The organism is Pontibacter sp. H249 (assembly GCF_037892465.1).
Classification (GTDB): Bacteria; Bacteroidota; Bacteroidia; order Cytophagales; family Hymenobacteraceae; genus Pontibacter.
Map to the genome: position 1 here is coordinate 38967 of NZ_JBBKTR010000020.1, position 24038 is coordinate 63004.

Sequence of the window (24038 nt, forward strand, 5' to 3'; positions counted from 1 at the left end):
CGGATCTTTATAACAGGCCTATGTATACGCAAAGTAAATATAAAGTTTTGGTAATATAATTATATTTTTAAAATAAAATTTTAATGAAGTTTATGTTTAATTGTATTAAATTTATCTGCAAACTAATTGGAATGTAGTTCTAGTGCGTTGTTCTAGTAATATTTCCTTATCGGCTGATAGCTTATTTATGCTATTGTTATCATAGTTTTTAACGGTAAACAGCCTTAGTCCTGTGTTATAATGAATAACAAACTGATCGTTTAGCGTTTGAATAAGGCGGTGCAGCCGCTCTTGATTGTAGTCTGTGCAAATAGAAAACGAGATAGCTGAGTTTTGCATTAGGTTAATTTTAAGGCGCAACTCAGATAATGCATTAAATATAGTGCCCAAGTTTTTTTCAGATATAAACGTAAAATCCTTCACGCTAAATGATATCAGGCACTGGTTTTCTTTGATGATATAAGCAGGAGCAAGCACTTCAAAGCGGCAATTACAAATTTTAGTGCCCTCAGCAGCAGGGTTCAGAAAAGATTTTACATAAAGAGGGATAAGCTTATTTGCTAAAGGCTTTATAGTTTTCGGGTGTATCACAGAGGCGCCATAATAGGCCATCTCTACAGTTTCCTGGTACGATATTTCAGGATAGCGTATTGTATCAGTAAAATATTTAGGGTCAGCATTTAATAGTCCTTCTACATCTTTCCAGATGTACATAGCCTCTGCATCCAGACAGTAGGCAAATATGGCAGCACTAAAGTCTGAACCCTCACGCCCCAGTGTAGTAGTAAAGCCGTTATTAGTGCCACCTAAAAAGCCTTGTGTTACAATCAGCTGGTTCTGCAATATCTCCGGCAGGTCACGTTTTATGGTACGCTCCGTCCAATTCCAGTCTACTCTGCCTTCGCGCCACGAGGTATCTGTATTAATGTACTTGCGGCTGTCAATCCAGGTGTTTTGTAAACTTTGGTTTGTTAAAAAATAATGGAGTATAGTAGACGAAAATAATTCTCCGAAACTTACCACCTGATCGTAAAATTTATCGTATGAAGCCCCGGATGGAACAGTTTGTAAGCTCTGCTGCAGTTGTAAAAATAAATGCTCCAGGCGCTCATGCACAGGGTTGCTCTCACTGGCAAATAGCTCCTCTACCACCTCACGATGGTAAGCAAGGCACTGCTGGTATTCTTTATCAAAAGGCTCGCCTTTGTGGGCCAAATCAAAGATATGCTCCAGCGCATTGGTTGTTTTACCCATTGCCGATACTACCAGCAAAAGCTGCTTATCGCCACCAAAGGTTTTAATGATATGTGCTATGTTTCGAAACGCCTCAGCACTTTTAACTGATGCGCCGCCAAATTTGTATACTTTCATCCGAACTAAGTACGTTTGCCGTAAAAATATGTATACTTCGTTATATTAACTAAAATTGATACTTTTGTACTAGGTTAAATCTTTACTTTATGAATGACAAACTGGCGTTACCTGTAGGCACCACCCTTGACAGGTTCATCATGAGAAAACAAGAAGACTTTCCGTATGCCACCGGAGAGTTATCGCAGTTGCTGCGCGATATTGCGTTGGCAGCTAAGATTGTTAACAGAGAAATCAACCGTGCCGGCCTACTGGATGTAACAGGTGCCTATGGCAACCAGAACATACAGGGTGAAGAGCAGCAGAAGCTAGATGTTATTGCTAACATTCGTTTCATCAGAGCCCTACGCAATGGTGGTGAGGTTTGCGCCATAATCTCTGAAGAGGAAGAAGAAATTATCCAGACGGGTAATACCAAAGGAAAGTATGTCGTTGCTATCGATCCGCTAGATGGGTCTTCTAACATCGATGTAAACGTTTCTATTGGTACGATTTTCTCTATTTACAGAAGAACATCAGAAGCTGGCTGCGACGGAACCTTGGAAGACTGCCTGCAAAATGGTACACGCCAGATAGCGGCAGGGTATGTAATCTATGGCTCGTCTACCATGCTGGTTTATACAACTGGGCACGGTGTTAACGGCTTTACCTATGAGCCATCTTTAGGCGAGTTCTTCCTGTCTCACCCTAACATTGTAACACCACTCACAGGTACTGTTTACTCTTGCAATGAGGGTGGCTTAAATAGCTTCCCGGAGGGTATAAGAAATTACATCAACTACTGCAGAGACAACGGCTATTCGGCTCGTTACATTGGCTCTCTTGTAGCTGATTTCCACCGTAACCTGTTAAAAGGCGGTGTGTACATTTATCCATCTACTGCAAAAGCGCCTAACGGAAAGCTGCGCCTGATGTATGAGTGCAACTCGCTTGCTTTTATTGTAGAGCAGGCAGGAGGCAAGGCTACAACAGGCTCACAGCGTATTATGGAAATTGAGCCGACAGAGCTTCACCAGCGTTCTCCACTTGTAATCGGATCTGCTGAAATGGTAGAGAAAGTAGAGGAGTTTATTAAATCAGAAGCTTTGGTTAGCTAAGGCTATCATACTAAAACTAAAAGAGGGCAGGAGTCTGTAAAGATTTCTGCCCTCTTTTCTTATCTTAAAAATTTGACCTCTCTGTAAGTTTGGTAGTAAATAACGTCTGTTTATCTACTGCTATACTTTTGGCGGAGTTCAGCTTTTTGTAGTTCGCGTTTAAGTATAAGTCGTGCAATACGTTCGGCAATCATTTCCTGGTCATCGGCAATCATAGCCTCCTTCACAGCTTTTTCTTCTACATCGATGCGGTAAAGTATCTGCAGCAGTTTGGCCAGATCGGTATTTAGCAGGTGTAGCACTACTCTGGCAAGTTTAAAGTGCAGGCTCTCCAGGTTAGAAACCGGTAGGTTCTCTACTTCGAAAAGAGACTGTAAACGGGTAGTGGCGCTTGAGATAATAGTGGGAGGGTACTGCATGGCTAAAAGTATAAAAACAGAAGCAGGATACAAAGCAAAACGCCCTCGTGTATGTGAGGGCGTTTTTTATTATATAAGGCAGATGGAGCTTATTCTTTATCTGTCTTGCTCTTTTTAGGTTTGGCTTCTGCCGTTTTTTCTTTTTTATCAGCTGCTGCTTTCTTTTCTTTTGGAGCTGCTTCTTTGTTGTCAGAAGTTTTTTCCGCTGCAGGAGCCTCGTTCTCTGCCTTTGCAAAGCCAATGTGCTTGTTTACGATCAGGTACCAGCTTGCCAGTTTCTTCATATCAGAAGTATACACTCTGTCCTCATCGTAGTTTGGCAGCACATCGCTCATAAACTGCTTATAATCCTCGTTGCTTGGCTTCTCGCTAAGCGGCAGTTGGTCGCCATACTTCTCATGGATGCGCTCAAACACATCGGCTAAGGGCACAGTGCCTTCTTCGTCGGTTGTGTAAATAGAGATTTCATCCAGGATAGACATACGGTGGCGTGCCTGCGCAACCATTGTTTTAGGAGTATCCTCCAGGCTCTGCACAATTACACCTGTACGTGTTGGCTTTACGATCTGGTAAAGGCCGCTTTGGCCAGATATGGCCGCAACTTGTCTTAAATCAATAGGCATAGTAAAGTATAAACTGTTGTTTTATAGTTTAAACATAATCGGAATGCTAGCATTTACCGCAAAGCCAGGTGCATTAAACTTTAACAACCTAGCAACACGCAGTGCTTCTTCGCCAGTACCAGCACCTGCGTTGCGCAGCACTTTAAAACCAGAAAGAGAACCATCTTCATTCAGAGTAAAGCTGATAATGCAATCGCCCTGAACACGGTTACGCTTTGCAAGCGGCGGGTAGTTAAGCTCTTTATATATAGCTTTGTACATGGCCTCTACACCACCTTCGTAATACTCTGCCACAGGCGGGGTTTTCTCAGGCATCCATACTTTCTTCTCTTCGCTCTGAGCTGCTTCTGCCTTTGTTGCTGTGCTTTGTGCAGAAGCGGTTAGTGCTGTAAAGGCAAACAAAATAAACAAAAATGTGAACTTGATTTTCATAAAGGGTAAGTATTAAAAAATATTCTTTGTTAGCCAACAGGGCTGACGGTGCAAATTTATACTTTGTATTATATATTTTGTTTTTGCTGTTGCTCTACCTGTACATTTATCTCCTCAATATACGCCAGCAACTCATCACGTCCAACTCGTTTTTCAGATGAGGTCTTAAACATTGGAGGTAACTCCTCCCAGGTTTCATTTAGTTTCTTTGTAAAAGCAGATACGTTTGCCTCTGTTTTAAGCGCCGACTGTTTATCAAGCTTGGTGAACACAATTGCAAAAGGAACGCCCATGTTGCCCAGGTAGTCAATAAATTCCAGGTCCTGTTTCAGTGGCTCGTGCCTGGAATCTATCAGTACAAATACGCAGGTTAGGTTCTCGCGTTTCTGTAAATAGAAGTTGATCATGCGGCGCCACTCTTCACGCGACTTTTTACTAACCTTAGCATACCCATAACCAGGTAAATCTACCAGGTACCAGCGGTCATTTATCAAGAAATGATTGATCAGCTGTGTTTTGCCAGGCGAGGATGACGTTTTGGCAAGGCCTTTTTGGCCGGTAAGCATGTTTATCAAAGATGACTTCCCCACATTTGAGCGGCCGATAAAAGCATACTCCGGCTTATCAGGTGCCGGGCATAGCTCTACCTTGGTGTTGCTCATTAAAAACTTTGCTTCTTTTATATCCATGCGTAATATCTGGCTGCTTACTTTTGTGTTAAATATGAGTTGAGTAGTATATTTACTACCTTAACCTCTTCAAAGGCAGTTGATGCTGATTTGCTCCTCAAAGTTACGCTTATTTTTTCAAACATGAAGTTATCAGGTACTATCCTGGGCGCTGGTTTTTGTATAACGGCAAATCTTCTTAGGCAGTATTTTCTAATACCGGCTAAAAGAGGGGGCATTCTTTTATTTGCGCTGGCTGTGTTATTAGTTTTGAGCGGTGCAGCCATGTCCGGAGGGGAGGGGAAGTATATACGCCGCGCCGATGTAGCTTTTGACTTAAATAACTTCATGCTGGCGCTGGAGCTTTACAACAAAGCACTGGAGATAAACCCCAAGAACGTTAAGGCTAATTATAAAGCTGGGTATTGCTACATGGAGCTGCACGAGCCCAAAAAGGCAAAAGTATACTTTAAGAGAGCTTTTGATATAACACCTACCTTTTCTGATTACCTTATTACTTTTTATCTTGCTCAAGCATATCATCAGGATTATGAGTTTGAGGAGGCCCGCAAATATTACCAGCAGGAAATGGCCAAAACCCCTCGCACTGATAAGCCTTACCTGCAGTTTTTGCAGAAGAGAATTGATGAGTGTGCTGCAGGTGCGATGCTGATAAACAAGCCTTCAGTTGCAGAGGTTATTAATCTGGGCAGGGGTGTAAATACATCTTTCTCAGATCATATCCCGGTTTTCTTGCCCGGAGACAGCGCTATGCTGTATACTACACGCTACAGACACGGTGACAAAAACGGTTTACTTTCCGATGAGGAGAAGCTAAAGTATGCCTATTTAAGCAAAGATGGTTGGCAGCAAACTGCACACTCCTTGGGTTCTTTTAAAACCAAACAAGAGCACGGGTTGGTAAACATCGGGCCTCAGGGGCATAAGCTTTATACTTTTCATACTACAAAGGGACTGCATGTGTCTCAACTGGAGCAGGGGGTATGGGGAGAGCCGCAGCAGTTAGAGTACCCATTTGACGAAGGGCAGCTTAACGTGTCTGTTTTTATAACTCCTGATGGAAAATACGCTTTTTTCTCTAGTAACCGTAACGGAGGTTTTGGTGGGTTAGATCTATACATAACTGCCCGGCAGGAAGATGGTAGCTGGGGAGATGCCCTAAACCTTGGTCCAAACGTAAATACTGCTTTCGACGATGATGCTCCTTTTGTAGACCCGGCAACTAACACATTATACTTTAGCTCTCTGGGGCACAACACCATGGGAGGCTTTGATATTTTCAGTTCAAGGCTGGAGAACGGGGAGTGGTCCAAAGCATATAACTTGGGATACCCGATCAACTCTACACACGACGATTTATACTTTGTGCTTAACCGCAGCCGTACCAGCGCTTTTTTCTCCTCTAACCGTGCAGGTGGCTTTGGTGGTAAGGATATTTACCAAGTGTTGTTTTCTGTAAAGTGATCATTCTGCACATTAATTTAGGCTTAATCTTAGTAAAGAGTTAAAGGGTAAATTACATCTTTTAAGTAGCTTAAATAAATTACCTGCTACAGCATAATATTATTTAAAGGTGCCATTTAATAAAAATGAATCTTTAAGTAAATCTATACTTAAATATTATTAATTTCATATATTTGCGAATATGTCAATTTTATGTTAGTTCTATTATAAACTAACAGATGGCAGTATAGCAATAACCCGTAACAATTCCTGTTGCGTTTACAGCGCTTAAACATTTAATCAAATAATGGCATATACCAATTAAGCTATTATACGTATAGATGCTGGTGTATATGTAAAACAAGCTATATATAAGCTCCAGATAAATATAAGCTATTAGCATTTACAAACTTAAATAGGAAACATTATAACAAACCCTTTACTATATGAATCATTTAGCCAAATTGTTATCTCGGTTCTCGTTGTTGCTAGCCCTGATGCTTCTGTTTACGATCTCAGTATCGGCACAGAGCACCAGAAAGCAGCTGCGTACAGCTAACAAGTTTTTTAATAAAGAAAACTATAGGGAGGCAATTCCTTATTATGAGCAAGTACTGGCAAACGATCCTGATAACGCAAAAGCTTTATACCGTGCAGGTATCAGCTATATGACCTTTGATAAGGAGAAATCTGCTGATTACCTGTACCGTGCCCAGAAGCTAAAACCAAACGTGGACAAAGAACTGGAGTACTGGCTAGGTCGCACAGATCACATCAACTACCGTTTTGATAGCGCAGTAGATCATTTTAAGAACTATCAGAAAAACATCAAGAAAAGAAACTACGAGCGCCAGGAGGAAGTAGCACAGCTTATTAAGTATGCTCAAAACGCTAAAAAAGAAGTAGCTAACCCAAAAGATGTTTTTGTTAAAAACCTGGGAGGCACTATCAACACAGCTTACTCTGAGCACAGCCCAGTAATTTCTTCTGACTTTAACTACCTGCTGTTTACATCGAGAGGTGAGCAGGCAACAGGTGGCAAGGCTGCCCGTGATGGTGAGTTTTATGAAGATATTTTTGAGACAAGAAGAATTGGCGACGATGAATGGGAGCCAACCCGCAGAGTACCTGGTGCCCTTAATAGCCCTGGCCACGATGCTTCAATTCAGTTGTTCGACAACGACACGAAGATGCTGCTATACTCTTCTGTTAATGGTGGCGACATTCTTGTTTCGGAGCGCCAGGCAGACGGAAGCTGGGGCGCGCCTGTGAGCATCAGCGATAAGGTAAACACAAGAAATTTCGAGTCTGATGCTTACATCACTCCAGATGGCAATACTTTATACTACTCTACAAACAACTACTCTGAGAACGGCGACCTTGATATTTATGTAGTGCAGCGCAATAAGAACGGCAGCTGGGGAACACCACGTAACCTGGGCAGAACCATTAATACTTCTTTTGATGATGACAGCCCATACTTAGCAAGCGATGGTACTTTGTTCTTTGCATCCAGAGGCCATAACTCTATGGGCGGCTATGATATATTCTCAGCTAAGTTTGACTCTGTAGCCAGACGCTGGGCACGCCCTGTAAACTTAGGTTCACCGATTAACACACCTGACGATGATACTTATTATCGCCTTGCGCCTGATGGCAGTTATGCTTACCTGTCTTCGTACCGCATTGGTGGCTACGGCGAAAAAGATATTTATACTATTAACTACCTGCGCAACGCAGAGGTTAAAGGTCAGGTTTTCTCTAATGTAGATAGTACGTTGATCTCTGGTGTGGAACTGGTGTTTAACTCTACTCAGGCTGATAAGCGTCCTATTTCTTATCGTGATGTAACAAAGCCAGACTCTGCTACCTATGCTGTAAATATCTTGTCTGGTCGTAAGTACCAGGTGCAGATATCCAGAGATGGTAACTTAATTACGACAGAAGAAGTAGATGTGCCAGTATCGCTAAACGATACTACAAGCATTACCCAAAACTTCTACATCGCTTTTGTTGATACAACTGCCACGCCTGCAACAACAGGTAAGTTTGCAATGCAGAACATCTACTATGATACAGATAAGTTTAACCTGCGTCCGGAGTCTATCAGAGAGTTGGACAACATTGTTCGTATAATGAAGCAGAATCCGGGCATCAACGTAAGTATAGAAGGCCACACCGACTCACGTGCCAGTGAATCATATAACATGACGCTGGGCGAAAACCGTGCAGGTGCCGCTTACGATTACCTGGTAAAGCAAGGTATCTCTCCTAGACGCCTGGTAACAGTTAGCTACGGCGAGCGCAGACCAGCTGTCGCAAACGATTCTGCAGAAAACATGCAGCTGAACAGAAGAACAGAGTTCAGAGTGATTCCTCGTCAGGGCGACGATCAGCAGCAGAATCAGCGCATCAATAACCAGATGAACCAGAACTAAAGTAAAGGGCCATTGAGCCCACTTTAAAACTACTTTTGAAACAGGCCAGGCAATATGTCTGGCCTGTTTTTTTATATTTCGGAACATAAACTGCGGATTATAGTTTTAGGAACAGTATTTTTGCCTTATTATAATCTACATTTAACCCATGGCGGTAGTACCCTACAAAGACCAGAACGACGATAAGAAATCGCAGGTGGCCACAATGTTTAACAACATTGCCGGCAAGTATGACTTCCTGAACCATTTCTTGAGCGCTGGCATCGATATTATCTGGAGAAAGAAAGCTGTTAGCCTGCTGGCTCCTGAAAAACCAAAGTTTGTTTTAGACATTGCCACCGGCACCGCCGACTTCGCCATAGAAACCTTGCGACTTAACCCAGATAAAATTGTGGGTGTAGACATCTCGGAGGGTATGTTAGCCGTAGGACGTGAGAAGCTGGTAAAAAAAGGTCTTACAAATAAGATCGAGCTAAAGTATGGCGATTCTGAAAACCTGCCATTCGAGGATAATACCTTTGATGCGATCACCGTGGCTTTTGGTGTGCGTAACTTCGAGAACCTGAAAAAGGGTCTTTCGGAGATGAACCGTGTGCTTAAGCCGGGTGGCACAGCCGTTGTGCTGGAGTTTTCGAAGCCGCGCAGCTTCCCAATGAAACAGCTTTACCAATTTTATTTCAAGAATATACTACCAGTGGTAGGTAAGATCGTTTCAAAGGATAATGCTGCGTATACTTACCTGCCCGAGTCTGTACAGGCTTTTCCGGATGGCAAGGACTTTATCAGCATATTTGAAGAAGTTGGATTTAAAAACACCAAATGGCATTCACTCACATTCGGCATCAGTTCGATTTACACTGGCAAAAAGTAATATTTCTAGGCTTTGTACTGGTGATGCTGCTCGGCAGTCAGGCAGCACAGGCACAGAAAAAAATTAAGCAGCAAAACAAGCCCGGTTACGACGATAAAGTTGTACACTACGGCTTTTACCTGGCCGCGCCCCTTACAAAGTATAACGTACAGCACTCGCAGGAATACGCCGACCAATTGGCTAACGACCCTGGTGGCGCAGGAAGTATGGCCATTAATGCCAAAGTATCTCCAGGCTTTTATACTGGCTTGGTGCTTGATGTACGGCTAGCAGAGTACCTGAGTGCACGCTTTGTGCCGGGAGTTGGCTTTTACGGCCGCACCATAGAGTTTGCCAATGCCCCATCAGAAACCGGTGAACGCCAGGATGTAGCAAAAACGATAAGCTCTACCATGATCGAAATGCCCCTGTTGCTAAAGTATAAAGCTAAGCGACGTGGCAACTTTAGGATGTATATGGTAGGAGGCATTAAGCCCGGCATAGACCTAGGCAGTACCCGCAGCGGCGACGATAATACAAGCGAGCTGTTGGTAGATAACTTTGATCTTGCTCTGGAGTATGGGTTTGGACTGGATATCTTCTACCCATACTTTAAGTTTGCCCCAGAGATCCGCTTCTCTCATGGTTTGCTAAACCAGCATGTGCCTAACGAGAGCCTTTATAACAACAGCATACAGAAGCTGACAAACCACAACGTTTCATTTATACTTTTCTTCGAGTAAAAAATGACCAAGACTGCATTGATTACCGGCGCTACTTCTGGGATTGGCCGCGCCACTGCCCTGGAGCTCGCTAAAAAAGGATACCAGATAATTGCCACCGGCCGCCGCGAAGAGCGACTGGAGGAGCTGAAGAACCTGATAACCGAAGTGCCAGTTTATACTATGACCTTTGATGTACGTGATAAAGTTGCCATTGAGGAAGCCATTGATTCTCTGCCTGAGGCCTGGCGACAGATAGAAGTGTTGGTAAACAACGCCGGTAACGCGCACGGACTTTCTCCGATACAAACCGGTGATGTAGACGACTGGGACGCGATGCTGGACATTAACGTGAAAGGCCTGCTGTATATAACCCGTGCCGTACTGCCCCTGATGCTGAAGCACAAAAAAGGACATATCATAAACATTGGCTCTATAGCCGGTAAAGAAGTATACGCCAATGGTAATGTGTACTGTGCCTCCAAGTTTGCTGTAGATGCTCTCTCCAAAGCCATGCGTTTGGACTTGGTGCACGATGGTATAAAAGTATCGGAAGTAAATCCTGGCCTGGTAGAAACAGAGTTCTCAGAAGTACGCTTTAAAGGCGACAAAGACAGGGCTGCCACTGTTTACCAAGGCTACAAAGCTTTACAGGCCGAGGATATCGCAGAACTAATCAGCTTTATAGTTACACGCCCTGCACACGTAAACCTGGCGGAGGTGCTTATACTACCAGCTGCCCAGGCATCAGCTACTACAGTGGTGAAGGAGTAAAGTATAAATAGCGTATTTAAAAAGCCCCGGCTCCTGGTTTATACTTTCAGGGGCCGGGGCTTTCTAATTTACAACGTTTGGTACAGGCTGTGGCGTAGCTAAAGTTTAGGTGTGGTTATGGCTAGTTGTTCTACTTTTTTGGCTCAAATGTAATGTATAATTCTCCGTTTAAGGGTGTATAGGTCAGATAACCAACTTCTTCTTCTAATACCACCTTTTGTAGTTCAAAGATATTGTCTGGTGTCAATGTACCTTTATATTTAAGCGGTATAGTTTTGACTATTCCGAATGTCACAGAATCTCCACCTTCACAGTTTGTGTTAACATGTAGTTTGTCAGGTTTAAACTCTACTTCATACTCTAAAATGCCTTTTTCACTATAGTACTTCCATAAACCATCTTTATAAGAATAGTACTCCCTACATGCTCCACTCACACAACAATTAAGGTAGGAGCTAATCTTATAGTTGCCTTCACTTTTCAATTGCCCATTCTCATAGTATTGCTTCCATTCCCCTGCTTTGATGTTGCTCAACTGTTTGTCTAAAGTCACAGCATACTTCCCTTCGAACTTTATACTTCCGCCTTCATAGTATGTAGTTGCTGTGGAATCTAAATCTGGCAAGCCATCAGATAAGTCGCCAAACCTGTGCTCATTTCCTACAAAGACATAAGTTTTAGGGCTACAGGAAGCCAATACAAACAATAAAAATGCTATGATTAAGGGGACTCTCATTCATTGATTTCTATTTGCCATAACTAGTAGCTATGCGTAAACATACGGTTATTGGCACTATGTATATAGTAGAACCGCCCCATACTAAAGTTGGTAATTTTTTATGCAACTAATATAGAAATTTTTAGGGTTGCTTCAACGCTTCAACTACTGACTTTGAAATGATCAGCTTCGATATAGTGGCAAACCTAAAATTTTAATCCAGGTAATACCTAAGTAGCCATCCTTCAGCATCAAACTCTTTTGCAGGCAGGTCGTCGTTTATTTTAACGGTAGTATGTTTGTCTGTTTTGTAGGTGTTGCTGTAGGTAGAGTCGGTGATGTATACTTTTTTGCCCAGCTTGCTGCCGTTGCTTATGACATGGTAGCTATCTGCACCTGCACCACCCCAGATATAAACATTTACTTTAGGCTTAGTGCTGCCTTTTATCTCGAAATGGTCATCTCCATTCAAGCCGTATACTTTAATAGCTTTAGTGGTTTTAGCATGCACGGTACGGGAGAAAAGTAATTGTTTTACTTCGCCGCCTTTATCGGTTTTGTAAACATTAACTTTTACCTTGTCTTCAGAGAGTACCTCTATAGTAAAAAGTTCGTGCTTGTCGGTTCCTGTTATTACTACCTCTTCTGCAAGTATGGCAAAGTAGCGGCTGGAGATGCTGTGGAGTTGGTCTCTTCTGCTTTTCAGCTTTCGCAGGGTTTCCTGGCCGGTTAGTTTATAAACTGTGTCAGGCATGGCACGCATGGCTTCTTCCAGTACCTGGTCGTTTAGGGCAGTGAACACGCTATCTGTTACTTCCTGCCAATCCTGCCACTCTAGTTCCGAAAGTATAAGCTCGTCCAGGTTACGGCCACTCAGGTTGAGCTTTTCTACCTGCTTCAGGTTCTTCCGGAAAGTCTGGAAGTGCGGTTTAAAGCCGAGCCTTTTAAAGAACCAAGGAATGATGCCGTCTTCAAATTTATAGTATACATTATCGCGGTCGCGGGGGATGGCACGGTAAGTATAGGCTTTGTCTGCGTGCTCAAGTTCTGCCCAGCGCCAGTTGTCTTCGTGGCGGCTCCAGTCACCTACCAGCATGTCGAGCAGGCGGGCCCGCAGGTAAAAACGTGCATCAAACTTAGAGTCGTTGTCCATAAGGCGTTCTGTTATGGCCGAACGTGTGCTTTTAACTTTGGGAGCATAACCAGCCAAAGGGTTTTTAGACTGATCGCCATCCGGCCTTCGTTCCAGCAAGCCCAATGTGCCGCCAATGCTGTCGCTGTAGGCACCCAAACGCGGGTCGTGAGGCACATATACCAGCTCCGGCTCTACATAGTACATATTCAAGGCCTTTGCCATAGGAGGTATGGTAAGATCGCCATACGGGTTACCGGCAAAGGTAGCATCGCGTACAATATAGGCAATGTAGCTGCGCTGCATTCTCTCAGAGAATACACTGGCTGGCTCCTTGTCTAAAGATCGAACCACATATTCTACACCGTCAGGGTTTTGCAGGCGTATGTTAATGGTTTGCCTGCTGCCTCCCATCTGCAGCGGTTTTAAGCCTCCTTTTACTGTGCCAATATCCAGCACCTTTGCCTCTACGGGTGCTTTCCAGATAGCGCGATAGTGGTCGCCATAGAAAAAAGTATGGATCCAGCCTCTGTCGTAGTGTGGGCCGGCTGCCAGTATAATGGTACTGTCAGAGAAGTCTGGAACTGTGCCAGGTGCTCCAGCTGGAGGAGGAACCTGCTGTACGGTATGTATAAATCTGTTGCTGCAGCTGCTTGTAAATTGTAGCAAAAGCAGTAACAGGATAAAAGTATAAATGTTAGTTCTGATCATATATAATAAGGTACAGTAAAGGCAAGGCCTATCTGTATCTTTTGGGTGTCGTGTTATAGTATGTGCAGTTGCTTTTAAAATCCTTCCCTATCGAAGGCATGTACACGTACATCGCTTGTGCGTTTATCTTTTGTTGTAGGGCCAGCCTTCAATTCTGTGCCGCGCTTGGTGTCGTAAACCCAAGTTTTCTTTCCGCCTCGTTTTACATCCGATTCATCCTCAATCTCATCTTCGCCACGGCCACCTACAATCTTAACTTTAATGCCATGCTTCACTTTACCTTTTATCTTGAACTTGTCGTCCTCAGCTAGGCCATGTAGGGTTATCAACTCCGTTTCGGAACGGTAAAACGTACGGCGGTATATCACATTTTCATCAGATTCCCGCTTAACAACTACTTCTGTTCTTTCGTCGTCGAGGCGGTTTACCTCAAATTCATCTTCTTTGTCGGTGCCGATTACCAGTACCTCTTTGGCTAGTATTTCATAAAACTTATTGGCAGCCTCATGTAGTTTGTCGCGGCGGTTTATGAGTTTTCGCTGTGTGTTTTCTCCAATCAACTGGTAAACGGAATCCGGGAAACTCTGTACGCCTTTTGCAATCACATCATCTGTAATAGCCGTCTGCAGCTCTTTTGCCAGCGAATCAAACTGTGCACGTGTTACCTGCGAGAGCGCCCTCTCATCGATAAACCTGGAGTTGATCATCAGAGCATACACGTCGTTAAACTCATCATCAAAAGACTCGAACTTACGTATGGCCCAGTTCCTGCTAAAGATCCAGGGGATGATACCGTCCTGAAACCGGTAAAATACGTTGTCTCTGTCTTTAGGTATAGGACGATAATAGTTCTCGTCGCCTTTCTCATACTTTGCCCATTCCCACTGCCCCTCGTGCCGGTCCCAGTCATGTACTAGCAGGTCAAAAAGGCGGGCCTTGGCAAACGCTAACTGATCCACAAAATGATCATCGTCTTCGAAGCGATTGTTAAGCATTTTACCAGAACCTACTATGTCTGTGGCGTTGCCAAGTGCAGGAGTGATAGCATTTTTATCGTTATACTTTTCTTCGATAGCAAAAAGCCTGTCGCTGAATTCATCTTCATACTCTCCGAAAGAAGAATCGTTAGGCCGCACATACACCAGCTCAGGAGATGAGTGTGGAATGCCTGCAGCCTTTGCCATAGGTGGTAAAATTAAGGCTCCGTAAGGGTTGATAGCTGATATCTGGTCGCGCAGGATATTGAGCACAAAAGTATTTCTCCATAATTTAGGCAATACCTCTTTTGGGTCTTTATCAAGAGAGCGCAATGCGTATGTAAACCCATCCTTATCAACAAGTGTGAGGCTAGTGGTCTGATAACCGCCACCCAGCTTTTCTATTTCCAGTCCACCTTTTGTAGTATCCATATCAAATACAGGCACTTTAACAGGTGCTCCCCAAACCGGACGATAATGAGTTCCCCAGAAAATGCGGTGCACAAATCCCTTTCTATTGTAATGTTTGCCTGCCTGAACTAGCACAGAATCTACTGCCTCAGGATTATTTTCGATTTTCTGGCGTACTTCTGGGTCGGTAAGAGGTGTTGTAGCGAAGAAATTCTTTCTTACGCATCCGGAGAAGAGCAATATGGCAACTAAAAGTACAAGATGCCCTAAGCGTATATTCATATAGTGGTATGTCTGCTTTAACTTACCTATCTAACGTAATCTGGCTATAATGTTTTCACGTGAAATGCTCTAAAAACATAGGCAGAGTCAACAGTGCATGAGTAGAGGAGAGGCCGTGGCTGCAGTTAGAATAGCAAATATCTTATTAATAGATTAATATATGTTTATACATCTATTGACTAAAAGAACGTACCTTTGCGGCCGTTAAATTCATAGCCTTGAAAACGTTATTTTCTGTATTAATAAGCATACTTGCCGTAACTATTTGCCAGGCGCAGGTACGTATATCCGGACAAGTTACTGATGCTGCAACAGGTGAAACGCTCCCATTTGTAAGCATCTTCGTTAAAAATACCTCCCTAGGTACCTCTACCGATGTAAACGGCGCCTATGCCATCCGGCTGAACTCTGCCCCAGATTCTGTTACTGCTTCTTATGTAGGATACATACCACAAACCATAGCTGTTAAGAAAGGTGTGGCTGCACAGGTAATAGATTTTAAACTGGAAACTAATGCACAAAAGCTGCAGGAGGTGGTGATAAGGCCAGGGGAAAACCCGGCATGGCCCATTATGCGACAGGTGATAGAACACAAAAAAGCCAACGACCGACGCAAGCTTTCAGCTTATCAGTATGAAGCCTACACTAAAATGCAGTTTGATGTAGATAACCTTGGTCAGAAGAAGGGTAGGGGTGTGATAGGCAAAACAATCTCATCATTGGTAGATACAAGCATGTATTTGGCTGGCGAAAACGGAAAAAAGGTGCTGCCCTTCTTTATCTCCGAAACAATATCAGATTACTACATTAACCGCGACCCGAAAAAAAACAAGGAGGTTATCAAAGCTACCAAAGTTACTGGTATAGGTCTGCAAGATGGAAGCCTAGTGTCGCAGGTTATCGGAAGCTCTTACCAGGACTATAATTTTTACCAGAATTGGGTTAGTGTGCTGCAGAAAGATTTCATAAGTCCGATAGCAGACGGCTGGAAAGCCTACTATACTTATGAACTTGACGATAGTTTATACATTGGCGACGACTGGTGCTATAAGATACTGTTTAAGCAGAAACGTGCACAGGATTTGGCCTTTAACGGAGCCATCTGGGTTAGTTCTACGTCTTATGCACTTCGTAAAATTGATGCCACAGTTAGTAAATCGGCCAACATAAACTTTATAGAAAGTATACAGCTACGGCAAGAGCTGGAGCCTGTAAAAGCCATTGCATGGATGCCTTCTAAAACAGAAGTTAACATAAAGATATCAGGGCTGAGCAAGACCCGACCAGGCATATTGGCCAAAGTTTATACTTCGTACCGTAATGTGGAGGTAAATCAGCCGCAGCGAAACAACTTCTTTGATATGCCGATAGAACTACAAGCCGATGCACGCAACAAACAAGAAAGCTTCTGGCAAAGCAGTCGCCACGACACGCTAAGTATAGCCGATAAAAAAGTATATGCCACTATAGATTCGATCAAAGCTACACCAAGGGTGGCCAATTTTACAGAGCTGGTAACCGTATTGGGTACTGGGTATAAGAACCTGGGTAAAGTGAGTTGGGGGCCATGGCCCTATACTTACGCCTACAATAACGTAGAAGGCCACCGTTTGCAGCTGGGCGGCAAAACCAACTATAGCTTTAGTGATAAGTGGGAATTTAGCGGCTACACTGCCTATGGTACCCACGACGAGCAACTAAAGTATAGCATAGCTGCCCGACACATTCTCTCCAGAAAGCGCTGGAGCGAAGTCGGAGTCAAGCACCAAAACGATTTGCAACAGGTGGGGCTGATGTCTGATAAATTAGTCGCTAGTCCATTTTTTATGGGTTTTGCAAGATTTGGAGAGCTACGAAGGCCGGTGCTGGTGCAGGAAACAAGTGCTTATCTGCAACGCGACCTGTTCCGGGGTATGACGCAACGCATCAGTGTTAGTAACCGACGCTTTGACCCGCAGTATAACTTCTCCTACTATGCTGCCGGTCCAGCCGAGCTGGATAAGATCTCCTCCAGGTTTACAACCACCGAAATAAGTTTTTTAACCCGCTATGCCAATAACGAGGTGTACGTGCAAAACGATAACGAGCGTATTAGCCTGGGCAACGGCAACTGGCCTGTACTGCAGCTAAAGTATACTATAGGTCTTAATCAGGTGTTAGGGGCTACTGTAAACTACCAACGTGTAGATTTAGGCTTGGGGCAGGAGTTTCCGATGGGCAGGCTTGGTAATGCCTTGTACAGGCTGGAAGCAGGTAAAGTGTTTGCTGCTGTGCCATACCCGTTGCTGGAGATTCACACAGGTAATGAAACCCCTTTTTACTACGATGCTACCTTTAACCTGATGGATTATTTTGAGTTCGCCAGCGATACGTACGCCTCGTTACACTATGAACAGTATTTTGAGGGACTGCTGCTCAACCACCTGCCACTTATCAAAAAGTTGAAATGGCGCTTGCTGGCTACCAGCAATATACTTTACGGGCAGTTGAGCCAAAAGAATTTGGAGCTAATGCCAACAACCGGTGCAGACGGAGCCCCTCAGGATAATTTTAAAGTGCTTGGCAATACTCCTTATGCAGAAGTGGGGTATGGTATAGAAAATATTTTTAAGGTGCTGCGTGTTGATGCTTTCCACAGACTTACGCATCTGAACGAACCAAGTACCCGCAAGTTTGGTCTTAAGTTTTCGGTGCAGTTTAAACTTTAGCAGGTTTCCAGATAGTGCAGTATGACATAGCCCCCTTCTCTTTAGCTTTAAAGCTTAAAAAGAAGGGGGCTAGCTATATAAGTATAATACCTTGTTAGATTTTTATAAATTCCACACGTCTGTTATTAGATTTTGCTTCTGGTGTGCTGTTCTTATCGATAGGTTTTGTTTCGCCCATACCTTTGGCCTGTAATCTGTCTGCAGCAATGCCTTGTTCTGTTAAATATTGCTTCACGGCTTCGGCGCGTTGCTGGCTAAGCTTAAGGTTAGTTTTATCATCACCATCGCTGTCGGTGTGGCCTTCCACGCTAAATTTAAGGTTGGCTTGCTCTTGCATCAGTTTCGCAATGCTGTTAAGTGTACCAACTGACTCTGGTTTTATAGTGGCTTTGTTTATATCAAATTTAATTCCATAGGTTATAATCTTACCGTCAGCCATTACCTGGTCGTAAAGCTTTTTGCCTCCCTCTGCTATCATTACATTTTTAACTAAGGTGTTGGCATCAATGCGTTTATCTACCTCAATGCGCAAACCTGTTGGTTTGCCATTTACATTCGGGATGTTGATCAGGCGGTGCTCATCTAAGTATACTTTCATGCTGCGCTTGTTGAACGAGATAGCCACATGGCGCCACACACCCTTCACCTCTTTTGCAGCCAGCTCCTCCGACTCAGAACCAAAGGTCTTAAATCTTGCCTGGTTGGCTCTTATATCAATAGGCTCCCAATAGTCTCCATGCACCTCTTCTTTGTAGGTATTTATCTCATCTACCAGGTATATTTCATAGGCTACGTTTCCATTGTCGCTTTCGAAGAACAGGTCCATCTCAATAGTGAAGGTTTCTGGCAGCCAATTTTCGCCTTTCATCAGCGGTTTTATACTTGTGCCCGTTTGCACCAGGTTTATCACCCGCTCATCACCAAAAACAGCCACCTCTGCGTTGCCCTTGTTTAGGTCCCAGCGAGACGGAAACTCTCCGACTTCTTCACCGGCCAGGTTGTCTGAAAACATGACTTTATCTCCGGCTACAAAGTCATACTTTGTCCAGGCTTTCATTTTCTCCGTACTTTTCTCTTCACCGGCAGCAGTTCCGACAGCAGTAGCTTTGCCGGCAGCTGTAGGTTTTTTACCGTCTAATGTCTCATCAATTGATTTATCAATTTTCTGATCGACTTTCTGGTTTACCTTGTTTTTTATTTTGTTGCCGATGTCGAACTGTGCATGGGCAGGAAAAGCAAAAAGTGCCAGCATGCAAGCGCAGGCACATGTTAGTACTGTTTTTTTCATAGCAGTAAAAAGAATTTGAAGTATAAAAGTATAAAATGAAATTATGAAAGTATAAAATTGCACTTTTGTAATCATCTGATTCTTTTGCTCTTTAGCGAAAAGTATAAAGTGAAGGGTAAGGCTGCTGTTTGGATAAGCATAAGGCAACCACATTGTACTATTAGGAAGAGGGCTCAGACGATATCAAATGGTATAGGCCATCTTAATTATAAACAAAAAGCCCCAACCAGAATTAACCGGTTGGGGCTTTTAATATGCTAAAGTATAGCTTACGCTACTTCTTCTTTATTACGCATACGGTTACGCTCATTCTCGTCTAAGTAGATCTTGCGCATACGCAGGCTCTTAGGCGTTACCTCCAGGTACTCATCCTTTTGGATGTATTCCATGGCTTCTTCCAGCGAGAAGTTTTTAGCAGGAGCGATCTTGGTGTTATCATCAGAACCGGAAGCACGCATGTTTGTTAGCTTCTTGCCTTTCTGGATATTCACTGTAATATCATTCTGGCGGTTGTGCTCACCGATTACCTGACCCATGTATACATCTATACCCGGATCAACGAAGAACACACCTCTATCCTGCAGCTTATCGATAGAATATGCAGTACCAGGACCAGTCTCCATAGAGATGATAGAACCGTTGTTACGTCCAGGGATAGCACCTTTGTATGGCTCGTAGCTCTGGAAACGGTGGTTCATGATCGCCTCACCAGCTGTTGCAGTAAGAACGTTATTACGCAGACCGATAAGGCCACGTGCAGGGATGTTGAACTCCAGGTGCTGCAGGTCTCCCTTAGGCTCCATAATTGTAAGCTCACCTTTACGCTGCGTTACAAGCTCAATAACTTTACCAGCTGTTTCTTCCGGAACATCAACTACCAGGTGCTCGATTGGCTCGTGGCGCTGGCCGTCAATTTCTTTATAAATTACCTGTGGCTGACCTACCTGTAACTCATAGCCTTCGCGGCGCATGGTCTCGATAAGTACAGACAAGTGCAGGATACCACGACCAAATACTAAGAAAGTATCCTCACGGTCAGTTTCCTGTACGCGCAGGGCCAGGTTTTTCTCAGTTTCTTTAAACAGACGATCTCTAAGGTGACGTGATGTTACGAACTTGCCCTCTTTACCGAAGAAAGGAGAGTTGTTGATCGTGAACAACATGTTCATCGTTGGCTCGTCGATAGAGATACGGGTAAGTGGCTCTGGGTTCTCTGCATCAGCGATGGTATCACCAATGTCAAAACCTTCAATACCAGTTACAGCGCAAATTTCGCCGGCTGATACTTCCTGAACTGTTTTCTTGCCAAGACCTTCAAACACCTGAAGTTCTTTAATACGACCTTTCTTGATAGTGCCGTCTGCTTTGCAAAGTGCGATTGGCATACCTTCTTTAAGTGTACCACGATGAACGCGACCGATCGCAATACGACCCACGAAAGAAGAATAGTCAAGCGACGTGATCTGCATTTGCGGCGTACCTTCTCGGTAAGGAGCAGCAGGAATCACATCAATGATAGCATCCAAAAGAGGCGTGATGTTGTCCGTTGGCTGAGTCCAGTCGGTGCTCATCCAGCCCTGCTTAGAAGAACCGTATAGCGTAGTGAAGTCCAACTGGTCTTCTGTAGCGTCCAGGTTAAACATCAGGTCGAAAACCTGCTCGTGTACCTCGTCTGGGCGGCAGTTCTCTTTGTCTACTTTGTTTACCACTACAATTGGCTTCAGGCCAAGCTGAATGGCTTTGCCCAGTACGAAACGTGTCTGTGGCATGGCACCTTCAAAAGCGTCTACAAGCAGTAGTACACCATCAGCCATCTTTAGTACACGCTCTACCTCACCACCGAAGTCGGCGTGACCAGGAGTGTCTATGATGTTGATCTTAACGTCTTTATAACGAACAGATACGTTTTTGGAAACGATCGTGATACCGCGCTCGCGCTCCAGGTCGTTGTTGTCCAGAATAAGGTCGTCAAACTGCTGGTGATCAGCAAAAAGCTTTGAAGCGTGAATGATCTTGTCCACGAGCGTTGTCTTGCCGTGGTCTACGTGTGCGATAATCGCGATATTACGAATGTTCTGCATTGAATTGGTTTTTCGAGCCGCAAAAGTACGAAAAAGGGATTAGATTTTCACTAGATCGCTCGAAATAAACAGGTTATGTTACTATTATTTTATTTACACGCCAAGAATTATGGCAGGTTAAAAGGGCAAACACAAATGGGTTGTAGTTTGTTTCCTAAGTACTTAGGAATTTTTATTTAAGCAAAAGCCGGTTGCAAAGTGTAACCGTAAGTATAAGTATGAAAGCAATTTATTTTATAGCAACAGTAATGGTAAGCATTACTGCTTGCACCCAGCAGGAAAACACTACAGGCACAGAATATACTACTGCCGCCGCAGGCGATGCTCCTCTGCCAGCTTATGTGCAGGAGGCCCTTAACAGAGAATCGTTACAAGATACGGTTGTGAAAACGGAAGCGGAGTGGCGTAAGGTCCTGACACCCGAGCAATATTATGTATTGCGTGAAGAGGGCACTGAAAAACCTTTTGACAACAAGTATAACGATAACAAACAGAGTGGCCTTTACTACTGTGCGGCCTGCCGTAATCCTATGTTTAGTTCAGAAACTAAGTTCGAATCCGGCACCGGCTGGCCCAGCTTCTATGCGCCAGTAGATAAAAAACGTGTAAAAGAGGTACAAGACAGAACTATGGGCATGGTACGAACAGAGGTGGAGTGTGCCAGATGTGGCTCTCATATCGGGCATGTTTTTCCAGATGGACCAGAGCCCACCGGCCTGCGTTATTGCCTTAATTCTGCTGCCCTTATTTTCGAAAAAAAATAAACCGGTTCATAGCTTCTGCTGTTATACTTTTGCGGTTGCCGTACTGCGCTATATGCAGTGCGGCAACCTTTTTTATCGTAACCCATACACGATTTTATGAATAACCTTCGCATTGAGGCGTTGCAGCATGCGCTACGCGGCCATCGTAAAAAATTACTGAAGCACAACATTTACCAGTCGCTGGAGACGCTTGACGATCTGAAGCTGTTTATGCAGCACCATGTATTTGCGGTATGGGATTTTATGAGTTTACTAAAAGGCCTGCAGCGCGACCTGACAAGTGTAGAATTACCTTGGATGCCTAAAGGAAGTCCTGTTACACGCCGCCTGATAAACGAGATTGTGCTGGAAGAGGAGACAGACGTTGACCAGCAGGGTAACCCAGTAAGTCATTTTGAACTGTACATCCGTGCTATGGATGAATGTGGGGCCGATAGAGCACAAATAAACTCTTTGCTCGAAAGTATAACTGGCGGGATGAGCGTAAACGGAGCCCTTGATCATGTGCTTGTTGATGCCTCTGTTAAATTTTTTGTAAGAAATACGTTCAGCATCATCAACTCTGGCAAAACACATGCGCTGGCAGCTGCTTTTACCTTTGGCAGAGAAGACCTTATCCCAGACATGTTTCGTAATCTGATTGCCGACTTAAACGAACGCTTCCCGGGTAAATTGGATACTTTTATGTACTACCTGGATCGCCATGTACAACTTGATGAGGAAGTGCATACGCCTCTGGCTCTGCAAATGGTTAGTGAACTTTGCGGTGACGACGATGAGAAATGGCAGGAGGCTCTTGATGTGTCAATTGCTTGCATTGAGCAGCGTATCGCACTATGGGACGGAATCCGGAATATTTTACCAACAGAAGCAATTTGATTGTTGGTTGCTGATTATGGATTGTTGAGGAGGCACATGTAAATTGGCTGTAGTGGCACTTAGCAGGCAGGCTTAGCTAGTTTATACTTTTTCATGTCGAGGTCAAAGCAACAATTGCCAACCAACAATTAATAAAAGCCTCCCGTACTACTTCTTACTAACATAAAAGTATAGAAAGATGGTAGAACTACATTCCGAAGCTGATAATATAGAGAACACGGCGCAGTGCATCATGGATGCCTTCAAATCCAAGAACATACAAGAGGGTGAAATTCTGCAATACCAGGAAATGTACCCCTACCTGCAGGAGCACTACCCGCATTACAAGGATGTGCAGAAGGAAGCAGAGCAGCACCTGACAAAAACTGGTTTTGTAAACCCTGCCCCCGATGGATTAATGCTGACACAAGTAGGGGCTGCAAATCTTTATAACAATCAGTAGAGCATCCTGATTTAATAGTAAACTAGGGCAGAGGCGGCAGGTGATTTATACTTGTCGCCTCTGCTGTTTTAGCGGTTATACTTTCATTTAACTCCTGTTATACTACGTATATACTTATAGGCCAGAGGCAAAGTGAATAAACTTTAAGTATGATACCTAATGATATGAAGACAAGCATAACTTATATAATTGGCTTACTTTGGTTAAGTATGGCTGGTTGCACCTCGCTTTCGGAGGGGCAGGAGAACTTGCCGCCAGGGGTAGTAACCCAGCAAAGAGTAAGCTATAAAGCAGGATTGAACACAGACGTACGGGTACGCATGAATGAGCAAGCCAGCGAAATTAACCGTAAACGTAATATTGAAGAGTTTGACAGGAATGAACCAGGAATGACGCCAAATGCGCTAAGGCCGCGGATGCTGCCTTTCTCACCTATTGACTCTACACGGCATACTATTTATTGGCCGATAAGGCCAGTTGTAAGGCCTATTCGCATTGAGCAATAGTAAAATCCCTGCCTCATAATTGCGGCAGGGATTTTTGTTTACTTCTTTTCTTTCTTCTCTTTCACTTCTTCAGGTTGCTCATCACCTAAATGCAGTTCATCCGGCTCCAAGTCCACGTACACTTCATTTTCCTTGGGTGTGTTCATAGATTCACGGTCTGCTTCTTTGGGTGCAGGGTTTTTGGCAATCTCTTTGTGGTTTTCGCTTTCGCCAAGCTTATCTCCGTCGTGTTTTGTAGTTCTAAAGTTATCTTTATTCTTCATCTCAAAGTATAGGTAAGG

The 24038-nt window shown here is 43.8% G+C and carries 22 protein-coding genes; 11 read left to right on the top strand and 11 right to left on the bottom strand.

The features are described 5' to 3' along the window. Positions 1 to 111 precede the first annotated feature (111 nt). The gene (locus tag WG943_RS19210) at positions 112 to 1371 is read right to left on the bottom strand and encodes an aspartate kinase (RefSeq protein WP_340411466.1); all 1260 of its coding nucleotides are present in this window, start codon (positions 1369 to 1371) and stop codon (positions 112 to 114) included. An 89-nt stretch (positions 1372 to 1460) separates the two neighbouring features. Between WG943_RS19210 and fbp the strand changes: the two genes are divergently transcribed. Beyond that, entirely contained in the window at positions 1461 to 2468 is a 1008-nt protein-coding gene (gene fbp, locus WG943_RS19215; protein ID WP_340411468.1) for a class 1 fructose-bisphosphatase, read from the top strand. A gap of 110 nt (positions 2469 to 2578) precedes the next feature. Here the strand turns inward: fbp and WG943_RS19220 are convergent, their stop codons facing one another. The 4 genes from WG943_RS19220 to yihA all read right to left on the bottom strand — a co-directional run bounded on the left by WG943_RS19220 (position 2579) and on the right by yihA (position 4631). Continuing rightward, positions 2579 to 2887 (bottom strand): hypothetical protein, encoded by a 309-nt coding sequence (locus WG943_RS19220; RefSeq protein ID WP_340411470.1) that lies wholly within the window; start codon positions 2885 to 2887, stop codon positions 2579 to 2581. An 89-nt stretch (positions 2888 to 2976) separates the two neighbouring features. Further along, a complete protein-coding gene (locus WG943_RS19225) occupies positions 2977 to 3510 on the bottom strand; it encodes a DUF5606 family protein (RefSeq protein WP_340411471.1) in 534 nt (177 codons plus the stop codon). A 21-nt stretch (positions 3511 to 3531) separates the two neighbouring features. After that, positions 3532 to 3942, bottom strand: coding sequence for an energy transducer TonB (locus tag WG943_RS19230; RefSeq protein ID WP_340411473.1), 411 nt, complete (start codon positions 3940 to 3942; stop codon positions 3532 to 3534). A 68-nt stretch (positions 3943 to 4010) separates the two neighbouring features. After that, positions 4011 to 4631 carry a ribosome biogenesis GTP-binding protein YihA/YsxC gene (gene yihA, locus WG943_RS19235; protein ID WP_340411475.1) on the bottom strand — a complete coding sequence of 207 codons (621 nt, stop codon included), beginning with the start codon at positions 4629 to 4631 and terminating at the stop codon, positions 4011 to 4013. Between the two features lie 123 nt (positions 4632 to 4754). Between yihA and WG943_RS19240 the strand changes: the two genes are divergently transcribed. From WG943_RS19240 to WG943_RS19260, 5 genes are all read left to right on the top strand, one after another. Next, the gene (locus WG943_RS19240; RefSeq protein WP_340411476.1) at positions 4755 to 6095 is read left to right on the top strand and encodes a tetratricopeptide repeat protein; all 1341 of its coding nucleotides are present in this window, start codon (positions 4755 to 4757) and stop codon (positions 6093 to 6095) included. Positions 6096 to 6520: 425 nt separating this feature from the next. After that, entirely contained in the window at positions 6521 to 8512 is a 1992-nt protein-coding gene (locus WG943_RS19245; protein ID WP_340411478.1) for an OmpA family protein, read from the top strand. A 148-nt stretch (positions 8513 to 8660) separates the two neighbouring features. Next, a complete protein-coding gene (gene ubiE, locus WG943_RS19250) occupies positions 8661 to 9383 on the top strand; it encodes a bifunctional demethylmenaquinone methyltransferase/2-methoxy-6-polyprenyl-1,4-benzoquinol methylase UbiE (protein WP_340411480.1) in 723 nt (240 codons plus the stop codon). Continuing rightward, entirely contained in the window at positions 9332 to 10105 is a 774-nt protein-coding gene (porT, locus tag WG943_RS19255) for a type IX secretion/gliding motility protein PorT/SprT (RefSeq protein ID WP_340411482.1), read from the top strand. The genes ubiE and porT overlap by 52 nt, the downstream gene beginning before the upstream one ends. Before the next feature lie 3 nt (positions 10106 to 10108). Further along, entirely contained in the window at positions 10109 to 10858 is a 750-nt protein-coding gene (locus WG943_RS19260) for an SDR family NAD(P)-dependent oxidoreductase (protein WP_340411483.1), read from the top strand. Positions 10859 to 10988: 130 nt separating this feature from the next. Here the strand turns inward: WG943_RS19260 and WG943_RS19265 are convergent, their stop codons facing one another. The 3 genes from WG943_RS19265 to WG943_RS19275 form a co-directional block, all read right to left on the bottom strand. Further along, positions 10989 to 11594 carry a toxin-antitoxin system YwqK family antitoxin gene (locus WG943_RS19265; RefSeq protein WP_340411484.1) on the bottom strand — a complete coding sequence of 202 codons (606 nt, stop codon included), beginning with the start codon at positions 11592 to 11594 and terminating at the stop codon, positions 10989 to 10991. Positions 11595 to 11790: 196 nt separating this feature from the next. Further along, positions 11791 to 13419, bottom strand: a complete 1629-nt coding sequence (locus WG943_RS19270) for a hypothetical protein (protein WP_340411485.1) — start codon at positions 13417 to 13419, stop codon at positions 11791 to 11793. 74 nt (positions 13420 to 13493) lie between these two features. Beyond that, entirely contained in the window at positions 13494 to 15089 is a 1596-nt protein-coding gene (locus WG943_RS19275) for a hypothetical protein (protein ID WP_340411486.1), read from the bottom strand. Between the two features lie 218 nt (positions 15090 to 15307). On the opposite strand from WG943_RS19275, the gene WG943_RS19280 reads away from it, so the two are divergent. Further along, positions 15308 to 17797 (top strand): DUF5686 and carboxypeptidase-like regulatory domain-containing protein, encoded by a 2490-nt coding sequence (locus tag WG943_RS19280; RefSeq protein WP_340411487.1) that lies wholly within the window; start codon positions 15308 to 15310, stop codon positions 17795 to 17797. A 94-nt stretch (positions 17798 to 17891) separates the two neighbouring features. On the opposite strand, the gene WG943_RS19285 is transcribed toward WG943_RS19280, so the two are convergent. Together WG943_RS19285 and typA are read right to left on the bottom strand one after the other, a co-directional pair. Further along, positions 17892 to 19085 (bottom strand): OmpA family protein, encoded by a 1194-nt coding sequence (locus WG943_RS19285; RefSeq protein WP_340411489.1) that lies wholly within the window; start codon positions 19083 to 19085, stop codon positions 17892 to 17894. A gap of 269 nt (positions 19086 to 19354) precedes the next feature. Then, positions 19355 to 21166, bottom strand: a complete 1812-nt coding sequence (gene typA / locus WG943_RS19290) for a translational GTPase TypA (RefSeq protein ID WP_340411490.1) — start codon at positions 21164 to 21166, stop codon at positions 19355 to 19357. 218 nt (positions 21167 to 21384) lie between these two features. On the opposite strand from typA, the gene msrB reads away from it, so the two are divergent. The 4 genes from msrB to WG943_RS19310 all read left to right on the top strand — a co-directional run bounded on the left by msrB (position 21385) and on the right by WG943_RS19310 (position 23757). Beyond that, positions 21385 to 21930 carry a peptide-methionine (R)-S-oxide reductase MsrB gene (gene msrB, locus WG943_RS19295; RefSeq protein ID WP_340411492.1) on the top strand — a complete coding sequence of 182 codons (546 nt, stop codon included), beginning with the start codon at positions 21385 to 21387 and terminating at the stop codon, positions 21928 to 21930. Between the two features lie 96 nt (positions 21931 to 22026). Continuing rightward, a complete protein-coding gene (locus WG943_RS19300) occupies positions 22027 to 22809 on the top strand; it encodes a DUF3050 domain-containing protein (protein ID WP_340411493.1) in 783 nt (260 codons plus the stop codon). Positions 22810 to 22987: 178 nt separating this feature from the next. Then, positions 22988 to 23251, top strand: a complete 264-nt coding sequence (locus tag WG943_RS19305; RefSeq protein ID WP_340411494.1) for a hypothetical protein — start codon at positions 22988 to 22990, stop codon at positions 23249 to 23251. Between the two features lie 164 nt (positions 23252 to 23415). After that, a complete protein-coding gene (locus WG943_RS19310) occupies positions 23416 to 23757 on the top strand; it encodes a hypothetical protein (protein ID WP_340411495.1) in 342 nt (113 codons plus the stop codon). A 38-nt stretch (positions 23758 to 23795) separates the two neighbouring features. Here the strand turns inward: WG943_RS19310 and WG943_RS19315 are convergent, their stop codons facing one another. Then, positions 23796 to 24020 (bottom strand): hypothetical protein, encoded by a 225-nt coding sequence (locus WG943_RS19315; RefSeq protein ID WP_340411496.1) that lies wholly within the window; start codon positions 24018 to 24020, stop codon positions 23796 to 23798. Positions 24021 to 24038: the final 18 nt, after the last annotated feature.

Excerpts from the sequence above, each read along its gene's own strand:
- WG943_RS19210 (WP_340411466.1), bottom strand. The coding sequence starts at position 1,371 with ATGAAAGTATACAAATTTGGCGGCGCATCAGTTAAAAGTGCTGAGGCG.
- fbp (WP_340411468.1), top strand. The coding sequence starts at position 1,461 with ATGAATGACAAACTGGCGTTACCTGTAGGCACCACCCTTGACAGGTTC.
- WG943_RS19220 (WP_340411470.1), bottom strand. The coding sequence starts at position 2,887 with ATGCAGTACCCTCCCACTATTATCTCAAGCGCCACTACCCGTTTACAG.
- WG943_RS19225 (WP_340411471.1), bottom strand. The coding sequence starts at position 3,510 with ATGCCTATTGATTTAAGACAAGTTGCGGCCATATCTGGCCAAAGCGGC.
- WG943_RS19230 (WP_340411473.1), bottom strand. The coding sequence starts at position 3,942 with ATGAAAATCAAGTTCACATTTTTGTTTATTTTGTTTGCCTTTACAGCA.
- yihA (WP_340411475.1), bottom strand. The coding sequence starts at position 4,631 with ATGGATATAAAAGAAGCAAAGTTTTTAATGAGCAACACCAAGGTAGAG.
- WG943_RS19240 (WP_340411476.1), top strand. The coding sequence starts at position 4,755 with ATGAAGTTATCAGGTACTATCCTGGGCGCTGGTTTTTGTATAACGGCA.
- WG943_RS19245 (WP_340411478.1), top strand. The coding sequence starts at position 6,521 with ATGAATCATTTAGCCAAATTGTTATCTCGGTTCTCGTTGTTGCTAGCC.
- ubiE (WP_340411480.1), top strand. The coding sequence starts at position 8,661 with ATGGCGGTAGTACCCTACAAAGACCAGAACGACGATAAGAAATCGCAG.
- porT (WP_340411482.1), top strand. The coding sequence starts at position 9,332 with ATGGCATTCACTCACATTCGGCATCAGTTCGATTTACACTGGCAAAAA.
- WG943_RS19260 (WP_340411483.1), top strand. The coding sequence starts at position 10,109 with ATGACCAAGACTGCATTGATTACCGGCGCTACTTCTGGGATTGGCCGC.
- WG943_RS19265 (WP_340411484.1), bottom strand. The coding sequence starts at position 11,594 with ATGAGAGTCCCCTTAATCATAGCATTTTTATTGTTTGTATTGGCTTCC.
- WG943_RS19270 (WP_340411485.1), bottom strand. The coding sequence starts at position 13,419 with ATGATCAGAACTAACATTTATACTTTTATCCTGTTACTGCTTTTGCTA.
- WG943_RS19275 (WP_340411486.1), bottom strand. The coding sequence starts at position 15,089 with ATGAATATACGCTTAGGGCATCTTGTACTTTTAGTTGCCATATTGCTC.
- WG943_RS19285 (WP_340411489.1), bottom strand. The coding sequence starts at position 19,085 with ATGAAAAAAACAGTACTAACATGTGCCTGCGCTTGCATGCTGGCACTT.
- typA (WP_340411490.1), bottom strand. The coding sequence starts at position 21,166 with ATGCAGAACATTCGTAATATCGCGATTATCGCACACGTAGACCACGGC.
- msrB (WP_340411492.1), top strand. The coding sequence starts at position 21,385 with ATGAAAGCAATTTATTTTATAGCAACAGTAATGGTAAGCATTACTGCT.
- WG943_RS19300 (WP_340411493.1), top strand. The coding sequence starts at position 22,027 with ATGAATAACCTTCGCATTGAGGCGTTGCAGCATGCGCTACGCGGCCAT.
- WG943_RS19305 (WP_340411494.1), top strand. The coding sequence starts at position 22,988 with ATGGTAGAACTACATTCCGAAGCTGATAATATAGAGAACACGGCGCAG.
- WG943_RS19310 (WP_340411495.1), top strand. The coding sequence starts at position 23,416 with ATGAAGACAAGCATAACTTATATAATTGGCTTACTTTGGTTAAGTATG.
- WG943_RS19315 (WP_340411496.1), bottom strand. The coding sequence starts at position 24,020 with ATGAAGAATAAAGATAACTTTAGAACTACAAAACACGACGGAGATAAG.